Here is a 17,575-nt window from a genome sequence, read left to right on the forward strand (position 1 = left end):
CCGATTTGTGACCGGTTTTTTTACTTTTTAAAGAATTTCCTTCCCTGCAAGCGTCTATTTCACAAATTTTTATAGGAAAAGACATAAAATCTCTTCGAATTATTTTTTCTGTTTCTTTTTATTTCTAATTTTCGTAAAAAATAGAATATAAAAGAAAAATAAGGAAAATCCTGTCACCAAGTTCAACGCTGCTTCTTATCTATGAAAAACATCTTACCAATTATTCTGGCATTCCTGCTGGCTGTTACGGCTGCTGATGCGCAGACGATTACAGTCAAAGGCAGGGTCACGGGGATCAGTGATACAGACCCGCTTCCGGGTGTCAGTGTGATCATTAAAGGAACCCAAAGAGGTACGACTACCGACGCCGAAGGAGCTTACAGCATTGATGTTCCAGACGGAAATACGGTATTGGTTTTCAGCTTTGTAGGTTATAAAACGGTTGAAGAATCCGTAGGCTCACGGAATGAAGTGGCTGTGAAACTGTCCTCTGAAAACAAGGCGCTGGAAGAGGTGGTTGTGGTAGGCTATGGAACGCAGAGCAAGCGTGCGGTGACGGGTTCGGTGATTTCGGTGAACTATGATAAGTTTAAAGACAGATCCTTCAGCAACGTGACCCAGTCGCTGGCGGGTACGATGCCGGGTGTCAATATTTCGCAGTCGCAAGGTGCGCCGGGCGCTTCGCCGGTGATCAAGATAAGGGGCGTGAGCTCTATTACTGCGGGTACCAATCCGCTGATCGTCGTCGACGGGGTTCCATTGGAAAATTTTAATTTAAACCTGATCAATCCGCAGGATATTGAGTCTATTGAGGTATTGAAAGACGCTTCTTCTGCGGCTATTTACGGTTCAAGAGGGTCGAGCGGCGTGATTTTGGTTACGACTAAAATGGGTAAGGCTGGTAAAGTGAATGTGAGCGCAAATATTGAATACGGAACGCAAAAGGTGGTTCGTCGGGTGAAAATGATGGATGCGCAGCAATTTATCGAAACCTATAAAGATGCAAAAAACAATGCCTGGATCGCGCAGGGTGGAAATGCGAGTGATTTGAATGATGTTCGTCCGGCTACATTGAGGATACCCGATGATTTTAGAAACAATCCGGAACAATTCGGAAAAGGGACCGACTGGCAGGATGTGATGTTCCGCACAGCTCCTTCGTTCAATGCGCAGTTCAGCGTGTCGGGCGGGACGGAAAAAACGCAGTATCTGTTCTCGGCGGCTTACCTGGATCAGACAGCGGTTCTGGATGAAAATTACTATAAGAGACTGTCGATCAGATCCAATGTGAAAACTGCGATCAATAGTCGGCTGACGGTTGGATTGAATCTTGGCATTACTTCCATATTTGACCGGACGGAAGGAACGCAGGGAAAGAGCGACGTGATCAGCCTTGGTCTGCAAAGCAACCCGCACTTTCCTGTTTACAACGAAAACGGCAATCTTGGCTTTCGCGACCCGAATTCTACCTGGTTCCGATTTACTTCTTATGCTGATATGAACCTGTGGCATCCTTACTCGCTGACGCGGGAGGTTGATAAAGCGAGAAAGTCATTCAATACGCTCGCAACCGGGTTTTTGGAATATGAAGTGGTGAAAGACCTGCGTTTCCGAACGAGTTTAAGCGGCAATTTATACAACACCAGAAACAGTTTTTACTGGAATGATAAACAGAAATATGGCTACTCGGCTGTACTCGCGGCACAGGGAAATGCCGGCGATGCATATATGCTCAACTGGCTGATCGAGAATACGTTGAACTATGATAAGAAGATTGGTGAGCACGCATTTACGGGTTTATTAGGCTACACAATTCAGAAGCAGCGGGATGAAACGATGTACGTGGCTTCGAATAATTTCCCGAACGATCTCGTACATACATTGAATGCAGGAACGGTGACAGCGGGCAATACAACTGCGAGTGAGTGGTCGCTGCTGTCGTACCTGGCCCGGGTTCAATACAATTTCAAAAACAAATATTTCCTGGCTGGCGCGATTCGCCGCGATGGTATGTCGCGGTTTGGAAGTGACAACAAGTGGGGCTATTTCCCTTCTGTTTCAGCCGGTTGGTTGATTTCGGATGAGAGCTTCCTGAGTTCTGTACCGGTGATCAACAACCTGAAATTACGTGCCAGTTACGGTGTGACCGGAAACAACCAGATTCCCAATTATGGCCCGATCAGTTTACTGGCCGGCGCGCCTTATGTGAATGGTGCCACGCTTGCCAATGGTTTGAAAGTGAGTGGTTTGGCTAATCCGGGATTGAAGTGGGAGAAGACCAATCAATTTAATATCGGCGTGGATCTGGGTCTGTTTAATAATAGGATCAACCTCTCTGCTGAGTATTATAATTCGATTACGCGGGATATGTTGCTTTTTGTGCCAATTCCTGATATTACCGGCTTTTCATCGCAGTTGACGAACATTGGTAAAATGCGTAACCGCGGTGTAGAGTTGAATATTTCTACCAAAAACTTTGCAGGCGACTTCTATTGGAATACGGATTTCAACATTTCCCGCAACCGTAACAAAGTTTTGCAACTCGGGCCGGGCAATGCGCCTATTCAATATGTAGATAATGTGGTGACGGTGCGGACGGAAGTCGGGCAGCCGGTTTCGAATTTCTTCGGTTATATTTTCGATGGAGTTTTCAAAAATCAGGCAGAAATAGACGCTTACCCACATCACGTAAGTACAACGCCGGGCGATCCGAAAGCGCGTGATGTGAATGGTGACGGAAAAATTTCAGACGCGGACCGTACTATTCTCGGGAATTATCAACCCGATTTTATCGCTGGGATCACAAATACAGTTGGGTACAAAGGATTTGAATTCTCGTTTTTGTTGCAGGGCTCTTTCGGTGGTGAGATTGCAAATAACAATGTCAGATACCTTGGTACCTGGGATAATGGACGCAATTTTTACGAGAGTATGTACAATTACTGGCGGTCGGAAAGTCAGCCTGGCGATGGGAAGCACTTCAAGCCTTCGGTCAATTACCTGGGCTTGCAGAAGCAGTTTTCGTCCTATTGGGTAGAGGATGCGAGTTTTATACGGGTCAAAAATATCCGCGTTTCCTACGCATTACCGTCGTCGGTGACGAGCAAGTTGAAGATTCGTGACGCGCGGGTTTATATCAATGCTGAAAACGTGCATTTGTTTAGCAAATACACCGGTTACGATCCTGAAAACACTACTTACGGCACCACATCTTACAGCAGCAGCATGGAAACTGCGGGTTCTTACACGAGCGGAAATGCGCCAGTACCAGGTGCATTTTCGGGGGTTGATTATGGATCTTATCCATTGCCGAGAGTAATCACAGTAGGTATCAAAGCTGATTTTTAATCCATTCGCCAAATCTGTTATGAAAAAGAACATATTCATTTTGACACTGATCACCTTCGTAGCCACATTGTCGGGCTGCAAGGAATCGTTTCTCGAACTCGCGCCGATCTCCAATCCTAACGCGGAGAATTTTTACAGAACCCGCTCGGATTTTGACCTCGCTGTGAATGCGGCTTACAATACGCTTTATACCGTTTATCACCCGCAGGGGCCGGTTTCTTACACCGGGGAACTGATGGCGGACAATGTGACGATCTTGAATATTTCGGGAAATCAGGCTGATAAATGGCAGTTTCGCGACTATTCACTTGCACCTGCAAATACGATGGTTTACCAATTCTGGCAGGATTTCTACAAGTCGCTTTACAATATCAATATCATTCTGAGCAAGATCGAAACTGCTGATATTGACCCTGCTTACAAGGCGCAGACGCAGGGTGAAATGCTTTTTCTTCGCTCGCTTTACTATTACAATATGGTACAAATTTGGGGTGATGTGCCGCTGGTACTGACGCCACTTTCTGCCGCTGAAAGCTACGATATCCTCCGGTCGCCGACTGCTGAGATCCATGCGCAGATCATCAAGGATCTGGCCGATGCGAAGTTGAAACTGCCTGCCACTGCGGCTATTGCGGGCCGTACTACCAAAGGTGCTGCGCAAATGCTGCTGGGGAAAGTGTATCTACTGGCAGGAGACAAAGCGAATGCAACCAAAGAGCTGAAAGAAATTTATGATAGCAAGAAATTTGAGCTCCTTCCTTCGTATGCCGCTTTATGGGATGTAAAAAATAAAAATACGAAAGAGTCGATTTTCGAAATTCAATACCTGGGCGGCGCGCCGACGAACCCTTACAGCAACTATTACCTCGAATTTTTTCCTAATTCCAATGCATTGGGCTTTTATGGAGCCGGGATGAACCAGGTAGTGAATGATGTTTTGGCGGAATATGAGCAGGGTGACGGGCGTAGATTGGCGTCAGTTGATACGGGATACACCGATGCGAAAGGTGTTTTTACGCCGGCATTCTTCCCTAAGAAATGGGCTGATAAAACAGCGCCGCTGATCAATCAGAGTATTGCTGCAAATAACAATTTTATCGTTTTCCGGTACGCTGACCTGCTTTTGTTGCTGACAGAAGCGACCGGCGACGTGACTTACCTGAATGAAGTGCGCAAGAGATCCAATCTTCCTCTGTATGGTGCGCCGGGCTATCCGGCCAAATACAATACGGTCGCACTGGCAGTGGAGCACGAGCGGCGCGTAGAGCTGGCGTTTGAATTTCATAGGTGGTTTGACCTGAAAAGAACGGCGAGGGCGATACCTGTTCTGATACAAAAAGGAAAGCCGGTGACCGAAGCGAAACTGCTCCTGCCGATCCCGAATATCGTGCGCGACCAGAATGCTAAAATCACGCAGAATGCCGGGTACTAAACAATTTGGAATGAAGAAGGTATTATTAAGTCTTTTAATGTTAACATCCTCGTATCCTGGGCTTTTGGCGCAGGATACGATTAGTTATACGGGCAAAACGCTTTCCAACATTGACTATCACCACGGTCAATTGCGGCCGGTGATCGGGGCGCATTCTTACCAAACTTTCAGGGCAAACCGGACGGATTTTGGAAGCGATTCTGCATTGAGCTGGACTTACAACCACGCGCCGATGCTGGCTTACTGGAAGGGTAGTTTTTACCTGAATTATCTGAGTAATCCGGTCGGCGAACATATTCCGCCGGGGCAGACTTTGCTGCAAACTTCGAAAGACGGTGTGAGCTGGACTTCGCCCGAAGTCATTTTTCCACCCTACAAAATTCCGGACGGAACAACGAAAGAGGAATATCCTGGTGTTGCCAAAAACTTGTATGCGGTAATGCATCAGCGCATGGGATTTTATGTTTCTAAAAACGGTAAGTTGCTGACACTGGGCTACTACGGAATTGCACTCGATGCAAAAGATGATCCGAACGATGGTAATGGAATCGGCCGGGTTGTGCGGGAAATCAAGGAAGACGGTTCGCTCGGGCCGATCTATTTTATCCGTAATAATGCTTCCTGGAAACAGAAATCCGACTATCCCTTTTACGAAACAAGCAAGGATAAAGCATTTGTGGCAGCTTGTAAGGAGCTGCTTGCTAATCAGTTAGTAGTGCAACAGTGGGTAGAGGAGGCAGATCGCAACGATCCGTTGATTCCGCTTAAAGGGGAATATAAGGCATTCAGTTCCTATCATTTGCCTGATGGTAGGGTGGTAGGGTTATGGAAGAATGCGTTGACGAGCATGAGCAACGACAATGGCAAAACCTGGCTATACAAACCGAAACGGGCGCCTGGATTTGTAAATAGCAATGCGAAGATCTGGGGGCAAAAAACGGCTGACGGGAAATATGCGACGGTCTATAACCCGGCCGAATTCCGCTGGCCGCTTGCGGTTTCAGTGAGTGATGACGGCGTTGAATATAAAAATTTGCTTTTGGTAAATGGCGAGATTACGTCCATGCGCTATGGAGGTAACTACAAATCCTACGGTCCGCAATATGTGCAGGGCATTTCGGAGGGCGACGGAACTCCTCCCGACGGTTCGCCGGGCGACGGGAAAATGTGGGTTACTTATAGTATGAATAAGGAAGATATCTGGGTTTCGTCGGTTTCGGTGCCACTTACTGAAAAGGCAGTTGATCACGTTAAAGCGAACTTTAACGAAACAAAAGAGGGTGCGGAATTGAGTGAATGGAATATTTACAGTCCGCTATGGGCTCCGGTGAAAATCGAAAAGGATAGGAAAGGCGACAAGGAGCTTGTTTTAAAGGATTTTGATCCGTTTGATTATGCAAAAGCGGAGCGGGTTATTCCTGCTACAAAGAAATTATTAGTTGAATTTTCGGTCACGCCCGGCCAGGATCGAAACGGGTTGCTGGATATTGAACTACAAAATGCGCTGGGCAATCCGGGCTTCCGTGTTTCGTTTGATTCGACGGGGTATATTCGGGTGAAGGCAGGGTATCGGAACAAGAATCTGGTTGAATATGAAAAGGATAAAACATACAAGCTGTCCATTAAATTGAACACTGAAACAAGATTGTACACTGTTAGTATTAACGGTAAAGATCTTGGTAATCAGATTCTTTTCGCTCCGATGGAAGCAGTAGAGCGGATTACCTTTCGCACCGGCGATACACGCAGATTCCCCAATGCAGATACCCCGACTGACCAGATGTACGACCTGCCGGATGCAGGTAGAAGAGATCCTGAGGCCGTTTTCAGGATTAAGGATTTGACATCAAAGGAATTTTAAAAGATATAAAATGAAGAATTTTAGAAGATTACTATTGATTCCCGCAGCTGGTCTCGCCTTTTTTCATGCGGCTAATGCTCAGAACAATTCATTGGTAAATACCTCCCAGAGTACCCACGCGAAACTGCACGGAACCGACATGAATGCAGTGCATTGGACGACCGGATTCTGGGCAGATCGTTTTAAGGTTTGCCGGGAAACAATGGTACCAAATCTTTGGAAAGTTTATACCGACCCCGAGCTCAGCCACTCTTTTAGGAATTTCGAGATCGCGGCGGGTTTAAAAGAAGGCAATTTTAAAGGTCCGTCATTTCACGATGGGGATTTTTACAAAACGTTTGAGGCGGTTGCAGGTATGTACGCCGTGACCAAAGATCCAAAACTCGACGAGATCATGGATCACGCGATTGAGGTAATGGCGAAGGCGCAACGTGCTGACGGCTACATATATACCAAATCGATCATCCAGCAAAAGCAGAGCGGGGAGGCGAAAATGTTCGACGACCGGCTGAATTTTGAAGCTTACAATTTCGGCCATTTGATGACCGCCGCCTGCGTACATTACCGCGCGACCGGGAAATCTACCTTAATGAATGTCGCCAGAAAAGCATCTGACTTCCTGATCAGTTTTTACGCAAATGCAACGCCGGAACAATCCAGAAATGCGATTTGTCCGTCGCATTATATGGGTTTGTCGGAAATGTACCGCACCACGCGGGAAGAGAAATATCTGAAACTGGTCAAGCACCTGATCGCGATCAAAGGTGCGACGGAGGGTACTGACGACAACCAGGACCGGATCCCGTTTTTAAAGCAAACCAAAGTAATGGGCCACGCGGTACGTGCCAATTACCTGTACGCAGGTGTTGCCGATGTATACGCAGAAACCGGCGACCAGGCATTGATGGATCAGCTGAATGTGATGTGGGAAGATGTGACAAATCACAAAATGTATGTCACAGGCGGTTGCGGGGCACTTTACGACGGTGTTTCTCCTGATGGGACTTCCTATAAACCTGACGAAGTACAGAAAATCCACCAGGCTTACGGGCGCGATTACCAGCTCCCGAACTTCACCGCTCACAACGAAACCTGCGCCAATATCGGCAATGTGCTGTGGAACTGGCGGATGCTGCAAATTACCGGCGACGCTAAGTATGCGGATATCGTAGAACTGGCGCTTTACAACAGCGTTTTGTCGGGTATCAATTTGCAAGGAGATAAGTTTCTCTATACTAATCCGCTAGCTTATTCGGACGCACTTCCTTTCAAGCAGCGCTGGGAGAAAGAGAGGCAGCCTTACATTTCCAAGTCAAATTGCTGTCCGCCGAATACCGTACGGACGGTTTCTGAGGTAAATCAGTACGTTTACAGCGTGTCGGATGCGGGTGTTTTCTTTAATCTGTATGGAGGAAATAAACTGGATACCCGTTTTAAAAATGGTGCATTAAAACTTTCACAAACAACGGATTATCCTTGGGACGGTAAAGTATCAATTCAAGTTGAGGAAGCTCCGTTTAAGGTATTCTCGATGTTTTTCAGAATTCCAGGCTGGTGCTCTGGCGCTACGTTGGCTGTGAACGGGAAAAAGCACACCGTTTCTTTGAATGCAGGCACTTATGCTGAAGTAAAAAGAGCCTGGAAAAAAGGTGATAAGGTTGAGTTGCTGCTTCCTATGCCGGTTAAATTAATCGAATCGAATCCGTTGGTGGAGGAAACGCGGAATCAGGTTGCTGTGAAACGGGGGCCAATTGTGTATTGCGTCGAATCAATGGATCTTCCAAAAGGAAAAACGATTTTCGATGTGGCAGTCTCGGTGAATAATAATTTCAAACCCACTCCAATAATGATCGAAAACAGCCCGATCACCGCATTGCAAGGCGACGCGGTGCTGCTTGATAATACCGATTGGAGTAAAAAATTATACCGCGAAGTAAGAAACGCCGCACCAAAAACGATCCCTGTAAAACTGGTACCCTATTACGCCTGGGGTAACCGTGGGCATGGGGAAATGTCGGTTTGGCTTCCGCTGGTGCGGTGAATTTAAATTTTTAGTACGCAACTGCTTTAAGACTGCTTTTCGGCATTGGAAATGGGTAGTATATTTTTTCGTATGCCTGAATAGCCAGTGCAAGCAGCTCGACGCGTTCAGCTTCCGAGTCTGAGATACCTTCTTCGCCCTTTTTCATTAGCTCATTAAGCTCTTCCAATGCGGACTCGTATTGTTTTTCTGATTTTAAAGTTTTCATCGCGCAAGTCTTAAAGTGTTGATAAATTGACTTCATCGTATTGTTTATGCGTTCCAATGAAGCGAACAAATACAGTTCGTTTCCTGAAAAGGATCCTGGCAATTAGCCGACATTTATTTCCTCCTATGTTAAACATGAACAGAGAATTACCAACAGAGTTGACAGAATTGAATGTTTGTCTCACATCCGAGAAATTAGACCAGTTGGCAAGTTGTGTTTCCCTATACCATTTATTTAGCGCAATTTTTAGTTCCGGATTACTCAGGCAAAACGTGCTGATAGCTCGGTGAGAGACAATTACCACTATATTATATTTGAAGTTAATGCTTCAATGTGATAAATCCATCCGATTTAGAACGAGTTATGTTTTCATACGCAGACATTTATTTTTTAAACGGTGCATTACAACCGGCAATCACAACTCCCGAACCCAAATATTCCGAAAACTAACCCGGCTGCCATGCTCTTGCAACCGCAGTGGCAGCTTGTTTTCATGGTATTTATAATTGGGATAACCCTGGTAAACCATAGGCCCTTTTAGTTGGACGTGGTTGAGAATGAGTACGTTGTTGTGGAATACGGTCATGTAAGCTGGGGTTTTCAGCGTTTTGTCGGCATTAAAAACGGGGGCTTCAAATACTACGTCGTAGGTTTGCCAGGTTTGCGGCTTGTTGGCGGCGTTTACAAGCGGGGCGTGTTGTTTGTAAATGCTCCCAGCCTGGCCGTTGTAATAGATTTTGGTAAGATATTGATAAGATTCGTAGATCTGCAATTCGTACAGCCCCATTAAAAGTACGCCGCTATTGCCGCGGTTCATTCCCTGATCTTCCGAAGGATCAGGCGTTTTCCATTCCAGATGTAATTGAATATTCCCGAATTTTTGCTTTGACTGGATATCTGTCGACTTCGGTACAATCGTCATTTCTCCGTTTCCAACCTTCCATTTTACTGCTGAACCATCGGCGTGCTGCCATTTTCCAGCGTCATTTTCATTTCCAAAGAGTACAATAGCGTCGGAAGGCGGCGCATCATGCTGGCCGGGTGTGACCAGCGGCGGTTTTACAGACCAATCTTCGGTCGCGGCAGGGGGCGGCAGGGTATCTTTTTTAGCAGTCTGACCGAAAGTGGTAGTTCCGGCATTGATGGCGAGCGTAAACAGCAAATATTTGGAAAGGATTTTGTATTTCATAAGCGGCATATTGATTATTCACAATTTAAGAATTAGTAGCATAATTGTGTTGCTAAATTTTCAGTTATTACTTTTTATTTTCTTTTATTTTCGTAAATTTGCTTTTGTAGGTTTAATTGAAGGTAATAATAGTTGTTAAGAGTAAATTTTCCTTTTTTATCGGGTAAGTGTTTGTTTTCCTTCTATTTTAGCTGAAAAAGGAAACCAAAATAACAATGGGAACAATGCTTGCAAATCAAAGAAGGGATAAGATACTCGAATTGTTAAAGGAAGACGGCTCCGCAAAAGTGATCAACCTGGCCAAGCTTTTCAAAGTCACGGAAGTAACGATCCGGCAGGACCTTGACAAGCTCGAAAAGGATGGTCTGGTGATCAAGGAACACGGCGGCGCTTTTTTAAAAAATGTGGAAGATCAGGTTCGCAATTTTTCTCTTGGTAATCAGGAAAATCTGGACAAGAAAGAGCTGATCGCTTCTAAATGCCTGGAATACATTGACAACGGCGATACGATTATTCTGGATTCTGGCTCGACGACAACTGAAATAGCTAAAAAGTTGCGAGGCAGTAACCGGCATTTAACTGTGATAACCAATGCACTGAATATCGCATTGCTGCTCGGTGCCGAAACGTGGATTGAAGTGATCATGACGGGAGGCGAATTCAAGCCGCCAACCTTGTCGCTCACAGGCCAGAAAGCGGCTGACTTTTTCAAAGGTCTGAATGTGCAGAAACTGTTTCTCGCTACCGCTGGATTATCCCTGAAATCGGGGCTTACTTATCCGAGTATCAGCGATTTAGTAGTAAAAAAGGCGATGATAGATGCAGCAGACACAACTTACCTTGTGGCCGATTCTACCAAAGTTGGAAAAAGCGCATTTGCGAGTCTGGGCGCGCTTTCATTGATAGATTATATCATTACGGACGCTGGCGTGGAAGATAAGCATAAGCAGTTGTTTCATGATAATGAGATTGAGTTGATAATAGCGGGGTGAGTTTTAGGGAGGATGGAGGAAGGGAGGAAGGGAGGAAAGGGAGGAGGGCGGCCCGCGTGGGGAGGATAGAGTAAAGCGCCTTTGTAGGCAGTGAATTTTTATTTTTTTTGGATTATGAAAATGAATGGGAGTATTGGGGTGATAATTGGGAACCGGGATTTTTTTCCGGATCGGCTGGTTGCGGAAGCTCGGGTTGAGATTATTGAGCTTTTTAATAAGCTTGCGATTCCGGCGGTGATGCTGGATACAGAGACGACTAAGTTAGGCGGCGTTGAGACTTTTCAGGATGCGCAAAAATGTGCTGCATTGTTCAGGGCGCACCGGGATGAAATAATAGGTGTGCTGGTCGTATTGCCCAATTTTGGCGACGAGCGCGGTATTGCCGAAACGCTCAAACTGGCTGGATTGAATGTGCCTGTTTTAGTGCAGGGATACCCCGATGATTTGAACAAACTTGACGTAGCGCGCAGGAGAGATTCGTGGTGCGGGAAGATTTCGGCCTGCAATAACCTCTACCAGTTCGGGATCAAATACACGCTTACGACCAAACACGTCGTGCACCCGCAGGACGCTACTTTTATCAAGGATTTACAGGATTTTGTGGCGGTTTGTCGCGTTACCAAAGGTTTGCGGAATGTAAGAATTGGCGCAATAGGAGCGAGGCCGGGCGGTTTTAATACAGTTCGGTATAGTGAAAAGATATTGCAGCGAAACGGTATCTCAGTGGTCACAGTGGATCTCTCCGAAATTCTTGGCAGAGCTAATAAACTGACCCAGCACGATACCAGCGTGCAGCAGCATTTACAAAAAATAAGAGATTACGCCGCCGTAGGTCGCACGCCGGACGAGGCTTTGTTTCAAATGGCAAAATTCGATGTGGTTCTGGCAGAATTCGTGGCGGAAAATGCACTCGACGCGACCGCGATCCAATGCTGGACTTCGATTCAGCAGAATTACGGCTGCAACGTGTGTACTTCCATGAGCATTATGAGCGAAAGTATGTCGCCGAGCGGCTGCGAAGTGGATGTGACGGGTACGCTGAGCATGTACGCGCTGCAACTCGCCTCCGGGACACCGAGTGCGCTCGTGGATTGGAATAACAATTACGCCGACGACGATAACAAATGCGTGCTTTTTCACTGCGGAAATTGGGCCAAATCGTTTTTACCGGATATTGAAATCAGCACCGCGCCGATCCTGGGCACTTCGGTAGGCGAGGAAAATACCTACGGCGCATTATCCGGCCGCACGCCAGCTATGCCGCTGACTTTCGGCCGCATCAGTACCGACGATCCGAAAGGAATTATGAAGGCTTATGTAGGCGAAGGCAGACTAACTGACGATTCACTGAAAACCTTTGGAAACCGCGCAGTGGCCGAAATTCCGAACCTGCAAAAGTTGATGCATTACATCTGTAACAACGGTTTCGAACACCACGTGGTAATGAATGCATCCAAAACGGCCGGGATCTTGAAAGAGGCGCTGGGCAATTATATGGGCTGGGAAGTGCAGCTTTTTGACGAGCCTATTCGCGATTCAGTGCAAAACGGCCACACAAGCAGAGAATTGGTTTCTCAATATTCATAACAATGTCAGAAAAGGAGCTTGCACGGAAGTCGGTGGAGTACCGGCGCAAAATACTCAAGTACATCTACCTGGCGAAGGCGGGCCATACCGGAGGAAGTCTCTCTTGTATCGACATTCTGAATGTGCTTTATAATCACGTTCTGAATGTGAATGCGGCGGATTTTTCGTCGCCCGACCGAGACCGTTACATTCAAAGTAAGGGGCATACCGTGGAGGCGCTTTATGTGGTATTGGCTTCAAAAGGCTTTTTTCCGGAGTCGGATCTTGAAACATTGTGCACGTATCAATCGCACTACATTGGTCACCCGACGCGCAAAGTGCGTGGTGTGGAGCAAAATACGGGCGCATTAGGTCACGGACTTTCGCTGAGTGTGGGTACCGCGATCGCGGGCAAACTTGATAAAAAAGACTACCGCGTCTTCACATTGCTGGGCGACGGCGAGCTGCCGGAAGGTTCCAACTGGGAAGCCGCATTGTCGGCCGCGCATTACAAGCTCGATAACCTTTGCGCAATCATTGATAAAAACAACTTACAGATCAGCGGCGCCACGAGCGATGTCTGCAATACGGATCCTGTCGATGCGAAGTTTGAAGCATTTGGCTGGTCAGTGCGGCACGTGGACGGTCATGATTTTGAACAGTTGAAAGCAGCATTTGACGCAATACCATTTGAAATAGGAAAACCGAGCCTGGTAATTGCGCATACGATTAAAGGTAAGGGAATTAGCTATATGGAAAGTCAGTTGAAGTGGCACCACGGCGTTCCCAGCCAGGAACAATATTCAGACGCATTGCAGGAACTGGACGTAGCGGAGGAAAGTCTTGCCTAATCATATTCCGGTCTGACCGGGACACTAAATGAACAAGGAGTGGAAGCGACTATTGAAAACATTGCTTTGAAGCACCAGGCCAATCTGGAAGTTTTTTCCAAAACATTACAAATGCTGGCCGAACACGACCGGGATATTATTGTGGTCACAAGCGACTCGCGCGGCTCGGGTAAGCTGGTTCCGTTCAGTCAGAAATTCCCTGATCAGATCGTTGAAGTGGGTATTGCCGAGCAAAATCTGGTCGGCGTATCGGCCGGGCTGGCTTCTACCGGAAAGAAAGTTTTCGCAGTTTCCCCTGCCTGTTTTCTAACTGCGCGTGCATTGGAACAGATCAAAAACGACGTAGCCTATTCCGACAATCCGGTCAAGCTGATCGGTATCAGTGCGGGCGTGAGCTACGGCGCATTGGGATCGACGCATCATAGTTTGCACGATTTTGCGGTTTTAAGAACAATCAATAACCTCGTGATCGTAGCGCCGGCCGATAATTTCGAAACAGAACAGGCGATCAGGCTCGCTGCCGAAGCGGATTTTCCGGTTTATTTAAGATTTGGGAAAAAAGCGATGGAGTTGCTTTCGGAGGATGAAAAGACATTTGAATTTGGCAAAGGACGCATTGTTCGCGAAGGTGCGGACCTGACTATTATTGCAACCGGAGAAACCGTCGCACCGGCGTTGCAGGCTGCTGAAAAACTGGAAAAAGAGTCACGCTTAACAGCTACCGTAGTGAGTATGCACACAATCAAGCCTTTGGATTACAATCTTTTAGATGAAATCGCATTGTCCGGCAAGCCAATTTTGACTGTCGAAGAACATAGCATTTACGGCGGCCTCGGAGAAGCTTGTGCATCCTATCTGTTACAAGCCGGCCACAGGAATGCATTTAAAATTATCGCTATACCTGATGAATATACCGTTACCGGTTCTCAGCAGGAAATATTTGCACATTACGGTATTTCCGAAGAAGGTATTGCGGCCACGGCGCGGAAACTTTGTCAGGGTTAATGCTACCGGGCGCTGTCTGAAATTTACCAGTCTATTCTTTCACCGTTTTCCTGTCCTATGAAACGGATCAAAAAGCTTTTCATTTTTTCGCTGCTGGCCCTGTCAGTTCCCGGTTTTGCTCAGGTTCCTGCCGTAAAAACGCGGATACTCGTATTGACGGATATTGAAAATGAACCCGATGATACGCAGTCGCTGATCCGTTTTCTGACCTATTCCAATCAATGGGATATTGAAGGTTTGGTAGCAACTACCTCGATTCACCAGCCGAATCGCGTCGCGCCGGAGAAGATCAGGCAGCTGATACAAGCTTATGGGAAAGTGAGAAATAATCTTTTACTGCACGAAAAAGGATATCCTACCACTGAATATCTGTTGAGCATTACCAAGCCGAGTATTCCTGAGTTTGGTATGCAGGCGATCGGGGAGGGTAAAGATTCGGAAGGGTCGGAATGGATTATTAAAGTGATTGATAAAAAGGACGACAGGCCGGTCTGGATTCCCGTTTGGGGAGGGGCTAACTGTCTGGCGCAGGCATTATGGAAGGTTCGTAAAACGCGTTCTCCGGAAGATTTAAAGCAATTTGTTTCCAAAATCCGCATGTACACGATCTCGGATCAGGACGATACCGGGCCGTGGATCCGCAAGAATTTCCCTGAACTTTTTTATGTAGGCAGTCCGGGCTACCACGCTGCCGGGGCTTACCATTATGCTACCTGGTCAGGTATTAGCGGCGATAAATTTCATGGTCGCTTTGTGGGCGCCAATTTTGAGATAGTCGATAATCCCTGGCTCGATGAGCACGTAAGAAGTCACGGGCCGCTGGGCGCTGAATATCCTTTTACCAAATTTTTAATGGAGGGCGACACGCCGTCTTTTTTAGGTTTGATAGAAAATGGCCTGAATGTGCCCGAGCATCCCGAATATGGCGGCTGGGGCGGCAGGTACGAACTCTATAAACCAAGGACCTTAAAATATTTCTACGAGCCAGAAACCCGACCTATTTATACCGACGCCATGGACGAAGTAAAAGGGGTGGACGGGAATTTTCATACCAGCAACAAAGCCACGCTATGGCGCTGGCGGGAGGCATTTCAGAACGATTTTGCTGCTCGTATGGACTGGACGGTCAAGCCTTTTAAAGAAGTCAATCACCCGCCGAAAGCTGTTTCAAACAATGGAAATGCAATTAAGGCAAAAAGTGGCGAGAAGGTGACGCTGAGCGCCGAAGGTTCGCAGGATCCCGACGGAAATGCGCTGAGCTATGAATGGATTTATTACCCCGAGCCGGGTAGCTACAATGTAAAAGAGCCTTTGGGGATCGTTGACGCCAAAGCGGCTACTACATCATTTCCAGCCCCGAAAGTAACGCAGCCCGAGACGGTCCACGTTATTCTGGCGGTAACAGACAATGGAAAACCTGCACTCACGCGGTACCAGCGGGTGATCGTTACGGTATACCCGTAAAACCAATTCCTATGAAATTATTGAATCCATATAAATCCCTGTTGATCTGCGCCCTTTTTGGACTTGGATTAATTGGTTGTAAAACAAGACAAAGCGAAGAGGAGCCCAAGAAAATGGCGATTGTCGTTTCCACGCTCAACAATCCCTGGTTTGTGTTCCTGGCCGAGCAGGCGCAGGCCAAGGCGAAAGAGCTGGGTTATGAATCGAAAGTGTTTGATTCCCAAAACAATACATCACAGGAAACCGACCATTTCGAGAATGCGATCGCTTCGGGCTACGACGCGATCCTGTTCAATCCTACCGATGCCGATGGTTCGATCGTGAATGTAAAAAATGCGACTGCGGCCGGTGTGCCGGTTTTTTGTATGGATAGGGAAGTGAATGCAAACGGTGCTGCCACTTCACAGATCTTATCGGACAGCTATTCCGGTTGTGTGGCGATTGGGAAGTATTTTGTGGAGACTTTGAATAAAAAGGGCAAATACGTCGAGATACTTGGGATGGTGGGAGACAACAATACATGGAACCGTTCGAAAGGCTTTCACAGCGTGGTCGACCAGTATCCTGATTTGAAAATGGTTGCTCAGCAAAGCGCTGATTTTGACCGTAATAAGGCCATGGAAGTCCTGGAATCGATATTGCAAGCGCAGCCCGATATTGATGCCGTTTTTTGCGGGAATGATGCGATGGCGATGGGCGCTTACCAGGCTTTGGTGGCTGCGGGAAAGGCGGATCATGTGAAGGTATTTGGTTTTGATGGCGCCGAGGATGTGGTGAAGTCGATCCAGGATGGAAAAATTATGGCGACGGGGATGCAGTTTCCGGTAGTAATGGCACAAACTGCCGCCACTTTTGCGGATCAGTATTTCAAAGGCGAGCGAAAGTTTCCGAAGAAAATGCCGGTGGCAGTGGAGCTGGTGAAGCGTGACAATATCGAGAATTACGCCGCTTACGGGAAAGAGGATTGACTATGAAAAAGACGCTCAGATACCTGTTGTTTTTACTGGTGATTGCATTCGTAGCCTATAATTCGGTTTATTTCAAAAAACTGGATGAGATAAAGGCGGGCACCGATTTATTTAATGGCAGAAAGTTCGCTGCTAGTTTCTGGTCTCAAAAGCTGACGCCGGCGCTCGCTGCTGCTCCTGATGCAGCGCTGCTTTTTGATTTTTTAAAAACGGATTCGGACCAGGCATTTTCCAAATATGGGAAGTCGATGAGCATTGGAAATATCAAATATTTTCTGGTAAATGGGCGGGGTATCGTTCGGTCGGTGGAGGAAAATCAGGTGATTCTTGATGTAAATACAAAGGCTGGGAGCAAACGTATGGTTTTAGCTACGGAGTACATTTTTGGGAATGCAGTCCGCGACGCTTCCGGGCAGATCGATATCAATGATTTCGGCAATTCTTCGGATCTCAATGCCATTTCCGCCGAACTGAACCAGATTATCCGCGATAAGGTGCTGCCATCGTTTCTTGCCAAAGTAAAAAACGGCGATGAAATTACCTTTTCCGGCGCACTCGAACTCAACCAGAAATACCCTGATCTTGCCAAAATTGAGATTATCCCGATCCGACTTTCGATAGACGATCCATCAGAAACCAAACCGGAATAA

The 17,575-nt window shown here is 46.8% G+C and carries 14 protein-coding genes; 11 read left to right on the plus strand and 3 right to left on the minus strand.

The window, feature by feature from the left end; translation table 11 throughout:
• Positions 1 to 201: 201 nt before the first annotated feature.
• From LZG94_RS08860 to LZG94_RS08875, 4 genes are read left to right on the plus strand one after another with little or no spacing between them, the layout of a single operon-like run.
• Complete coding sequence (locus tag LZG94_RS08860; protein ID WP_233791554.1) at positions 202 to 3,348, plus strand: TonB-dependent receptor; 3,147 nt, start codon at positions 202 to 204, stop codon at positions 3,346 to 3,348.
• Between the two features lie 19 nt (positions 3,349 to 3,367).
• Positions 3,368 to 4,780: a RagB/SusD family nutrient uptake outer membrane protein gene (locus LZG94_RS08865; RefSeq protein WP_233791555.1), complete on the plus strand. Its 1,413-nt coding sequence runs from the start codon at positions 3,368 to 3,370 to the stop codon at positions 4,778 to 4,780.
• Between the two features lie 10 nt (positions 4,781 to 4,790).
• Complete coding sequence (locus LZG94_RS08870) at positions 4,791 to 6,641, plus strand: exo-alpha-sialidase (RefSeq protein ID WP_233791556.1); 1,851 nt, start codon at positions 4,791 to 4,793, stop codon at positions 6,639 to 6,641.
• 10 nt (positions 6,642 to 6,651) lie between these two features.
• Positions 6,652 to 8,682: a glycoside hydrolase family 127 protein gene (locus LZG94_RS08875; RefSeq protein ID WP_233791557.1), complete on the plus strand. Its 2,031-nt coding sequence runs from the start codon at positions 6,652 to 6,654 to the stop codon at positions 8,680 to 8,682.
• 10 nt (positions 8,683 to 8,692) lie between these two features.
• On the opposite strand, the gene LZG94_RS08880 is transcribed toward LZG94_RS08875, so the two are convergent.
• The 3 genes from LZG94_RS08880 to LZG94_RS08890 all read right to left on the minus strand — a co-directional run bounded on the left by LZG94_RS08880 (position 8,693) and on the right by LZG94_RS08890 (position 10,079).
• A complete protein-coding gene (locus tag LZG94_RS08880) occupies positions 8,693 to 8,890 on the minus strand; it encodes a hypothetical protein (protein WP_233791558.1) in 198 nt (65 codons plus the stop codon).
• Positions 8,891 to 8,900: 10 nt separating this feature from the next.
• Positions 8,901 to 9,194: a type II toxin-antitoxin system HigB family toxin gene (locus LZG94_RS08885; protein ID WP_310589858.1), complete on the minus strand. Its 294-nt coding sequence runs from the start codon at positions 9,192 to 9,194 to the stop codon at positions 8,901 to 8,903.
• A gap of 111 nt (positions 9,195 to 9,305) precedes the next feature.
• Entirely contained in the window at positions 9,306 to 10,079 is a 774-nt protein-coding gene (locus LZG94_RS08890) for a DUF1080 domain-containing protein (RefSeq protein WP_233791560.1), read from the minus strand.
• A 224-nt stretch (positions 10,080 to 10,303) separates the two neighbouring features.
• On the opposite strand from LZG94_RS08890, the gene LZG94_RS08895 reads away from it, so the two are divergent.
• The 7 genes from LZG94_RS08895 to LZG94_RS08925 all read left to right on the plus strand — a co-directional run bounded on the left by LZG94_RS08895 (position 10,304) and on the right by LZG94_RS08925 (position 17,575).
• Positions 10,304 to 11,071 carry a DeoR/GlpR family DNA-binding transcription regulator gene (locus LZG94_RS08895; RefSeq protein WP_233791561.1) on the plus strand — a complete coding sequence of 256 codons (768 nt, stop codon included), beginning with the start codon at positions 10,304 to 10,306 and terminating at the stop codon, positions 11,069 to 11,071.
• Positions 11,072 to 11,185: 114 nt separating this feature from the next.
• Complete coding sequence (locus tag LZG94_RS08900) at positions 11,186 to 12,658, plus strand: L-fucose/L-arabinose isomerase family protein (protein WP_233791562.1); 1,473 nt, start codon at positions 11,186 to 11,188, stop codon at positions 12,656 to 12,658.
• Between the two features lie 2 nt (positions 12,659 to 12,660).
• Positions 12,661 to 13,488 carry a transketolase gene (locus tag LZG94_RS08905; protein ID WP_233791563.1) on the plus strand — a complete coding sequence of 276 codons (828 nt, stop codon included), beginning with the start codon at positions 12,661 to 12,663 and terminating at the stop codon, positions 13,486 to 13,488.
• 39 nt (positions 13,489 to 13,527) lie between these two features.
• Positions 13,528 to 14,493, plus strand: a complete 966-nt coding sequence (locus LZG94_RS08910; protein ID WP_233791564.1) for a transketolase family protein — start codon at positions 13,528 to 13,530, stop codon at positions 14,491 to 14,493.
• A 57-nt stretch (positions 14,494 to 14,550) separates the two neighbouring features.
• Positions 14,551 to 15,957: a DUF1593 domain-containing protein gene (locus LZG94_RS08915; protein ID WP_233791565.1), complete on the plus strand. Its 1,407-nt coding sequence runs from the start codon at positions 14,551 to 14,553 to the stop codon at positions 15,955 to 15,957.
• A gap of 11 nt (positions 15,958 to 15,968) precedes the next feature.
• On the plus strand, positions 15,969 to 16,925 hold the full coding sequence (locus LZG94_RS08920; RefSeq protein WP_233791566.1) for a D-ribose ABC transporter substrate-binding protein: 957 nt from the start codon (positions 15,969 to 15,971) through the stop codon (positions 16,923 to 16,925).
• 2 nt (positions 16,926 to 16,927) lie between these two features.
• Positions 16,928 to 17,575, plus strand: coding sequence for a DUF2291 domain-containing protein (locus LZG94_RS08925; protein WP_233791567.1), 648 nt, complete (start codon positions 16,928 to 16,930; stop codon positions 17,573 to 17,575).

The organism is Dyadobacter sp. CY343 (genome assembly GCF_021390335.1).
GTDB lineage: Bacteria > Bacteroidota > Bacteroidia > Cytophagales > Spirosomataceae > Dyadobacter.

What these genes read in the sequence shown, in the direction of transcription:
- LZG94_RS08860 (WP_233791554.1), top strand. Translation starts at nt 202, where the DNA reads ATGAAAAACATCTTACCAATTATTCTGGCATTCCTGCTGGCTGTTACG.
- LZG94_RS08865 (WP_233791555.1), top strand. Translation starts at nt 3,368, where the DNA reads ATGAAAAAGAACATATTCATTTTGACACTGATCACCTTCGTAGCCACA.
- LZG94_RS08870 (WP_233791556.1), top strand. Translation starts at nt 4,791, where the DNA reads ATGAAGAAGGTATTATTAAGTCTTTTAATGTTAACATCCTCGTATCCT.
- LZG94_RS08875 (WP_233791557.1), top strand. Translation starts at nt 6,652, where the DNA reads ATGAAGAATTTTAGAAGATTACTATTGATTCCCGCAGCTGGTCTCGCC.
- LZG94_RS08880 (WP_233791558.1), bottom strand. Translation starts at nt 8,890, where the DNA reads ATGAAAACTTTAAAATCAGAAAAACAATACGAGTCCGCATTGGAAGAG.
- LZG94_RS08890 (WP_233791560.1), bottom strand. Translation starts at nt 10,079, where the DNA reads ATGAAATACAAAATCCTTTCCAAATATTTGCTGTTTACGCTCGCCATC.
- LZG94_RS08895 (WP_233791561.1), top strand. Translation starts at nt 10,304, where the DNA reads ATGCTTGCAAATCAAAGAAGGGATAAGATACTCGAATTGTTAAAGGAA.
- LZG94_RS08900 (WP_233791562.1), top strand. Translation starts at nt 11,186, where the DNA reads ATGAAAATGAATGGGAGTATTGGGGTGATAATTGGGAACCGGGATTTT.
- LZG94_RS08905 (WP_233791563.1), top strand. Translation starts at nt 12,661, where the DNA reads ATGTCAGAAAAGGAGCTTGCACGGAAGTCGGTGGAGTACCGGCGCAAA.
- LZG94_RS08915 (WP_233791565.1), top strand. Translation starts at nt 14,551, where the DNA reads ATGAAACGGATCAAAAAGCTTTTCATTTTTTCGCTGCTGGCCCTGTCA.
- LZG94_RS08920 (WP_233791566.1), top strand. Translation starts at nt 15,969, where the DNA reads ATGAAATTATTGAATCCATATAAATCCCTGTTGATCTGCGCCCTTTTT.
- LZG94_RS08925 (WP_233791567.1), top strand. Translation starts at nt 16,928, where the DNA reads ATGAAAAAGACGCTCAGATACCTGTTGTTTTTACTGGTGATTGCATTC.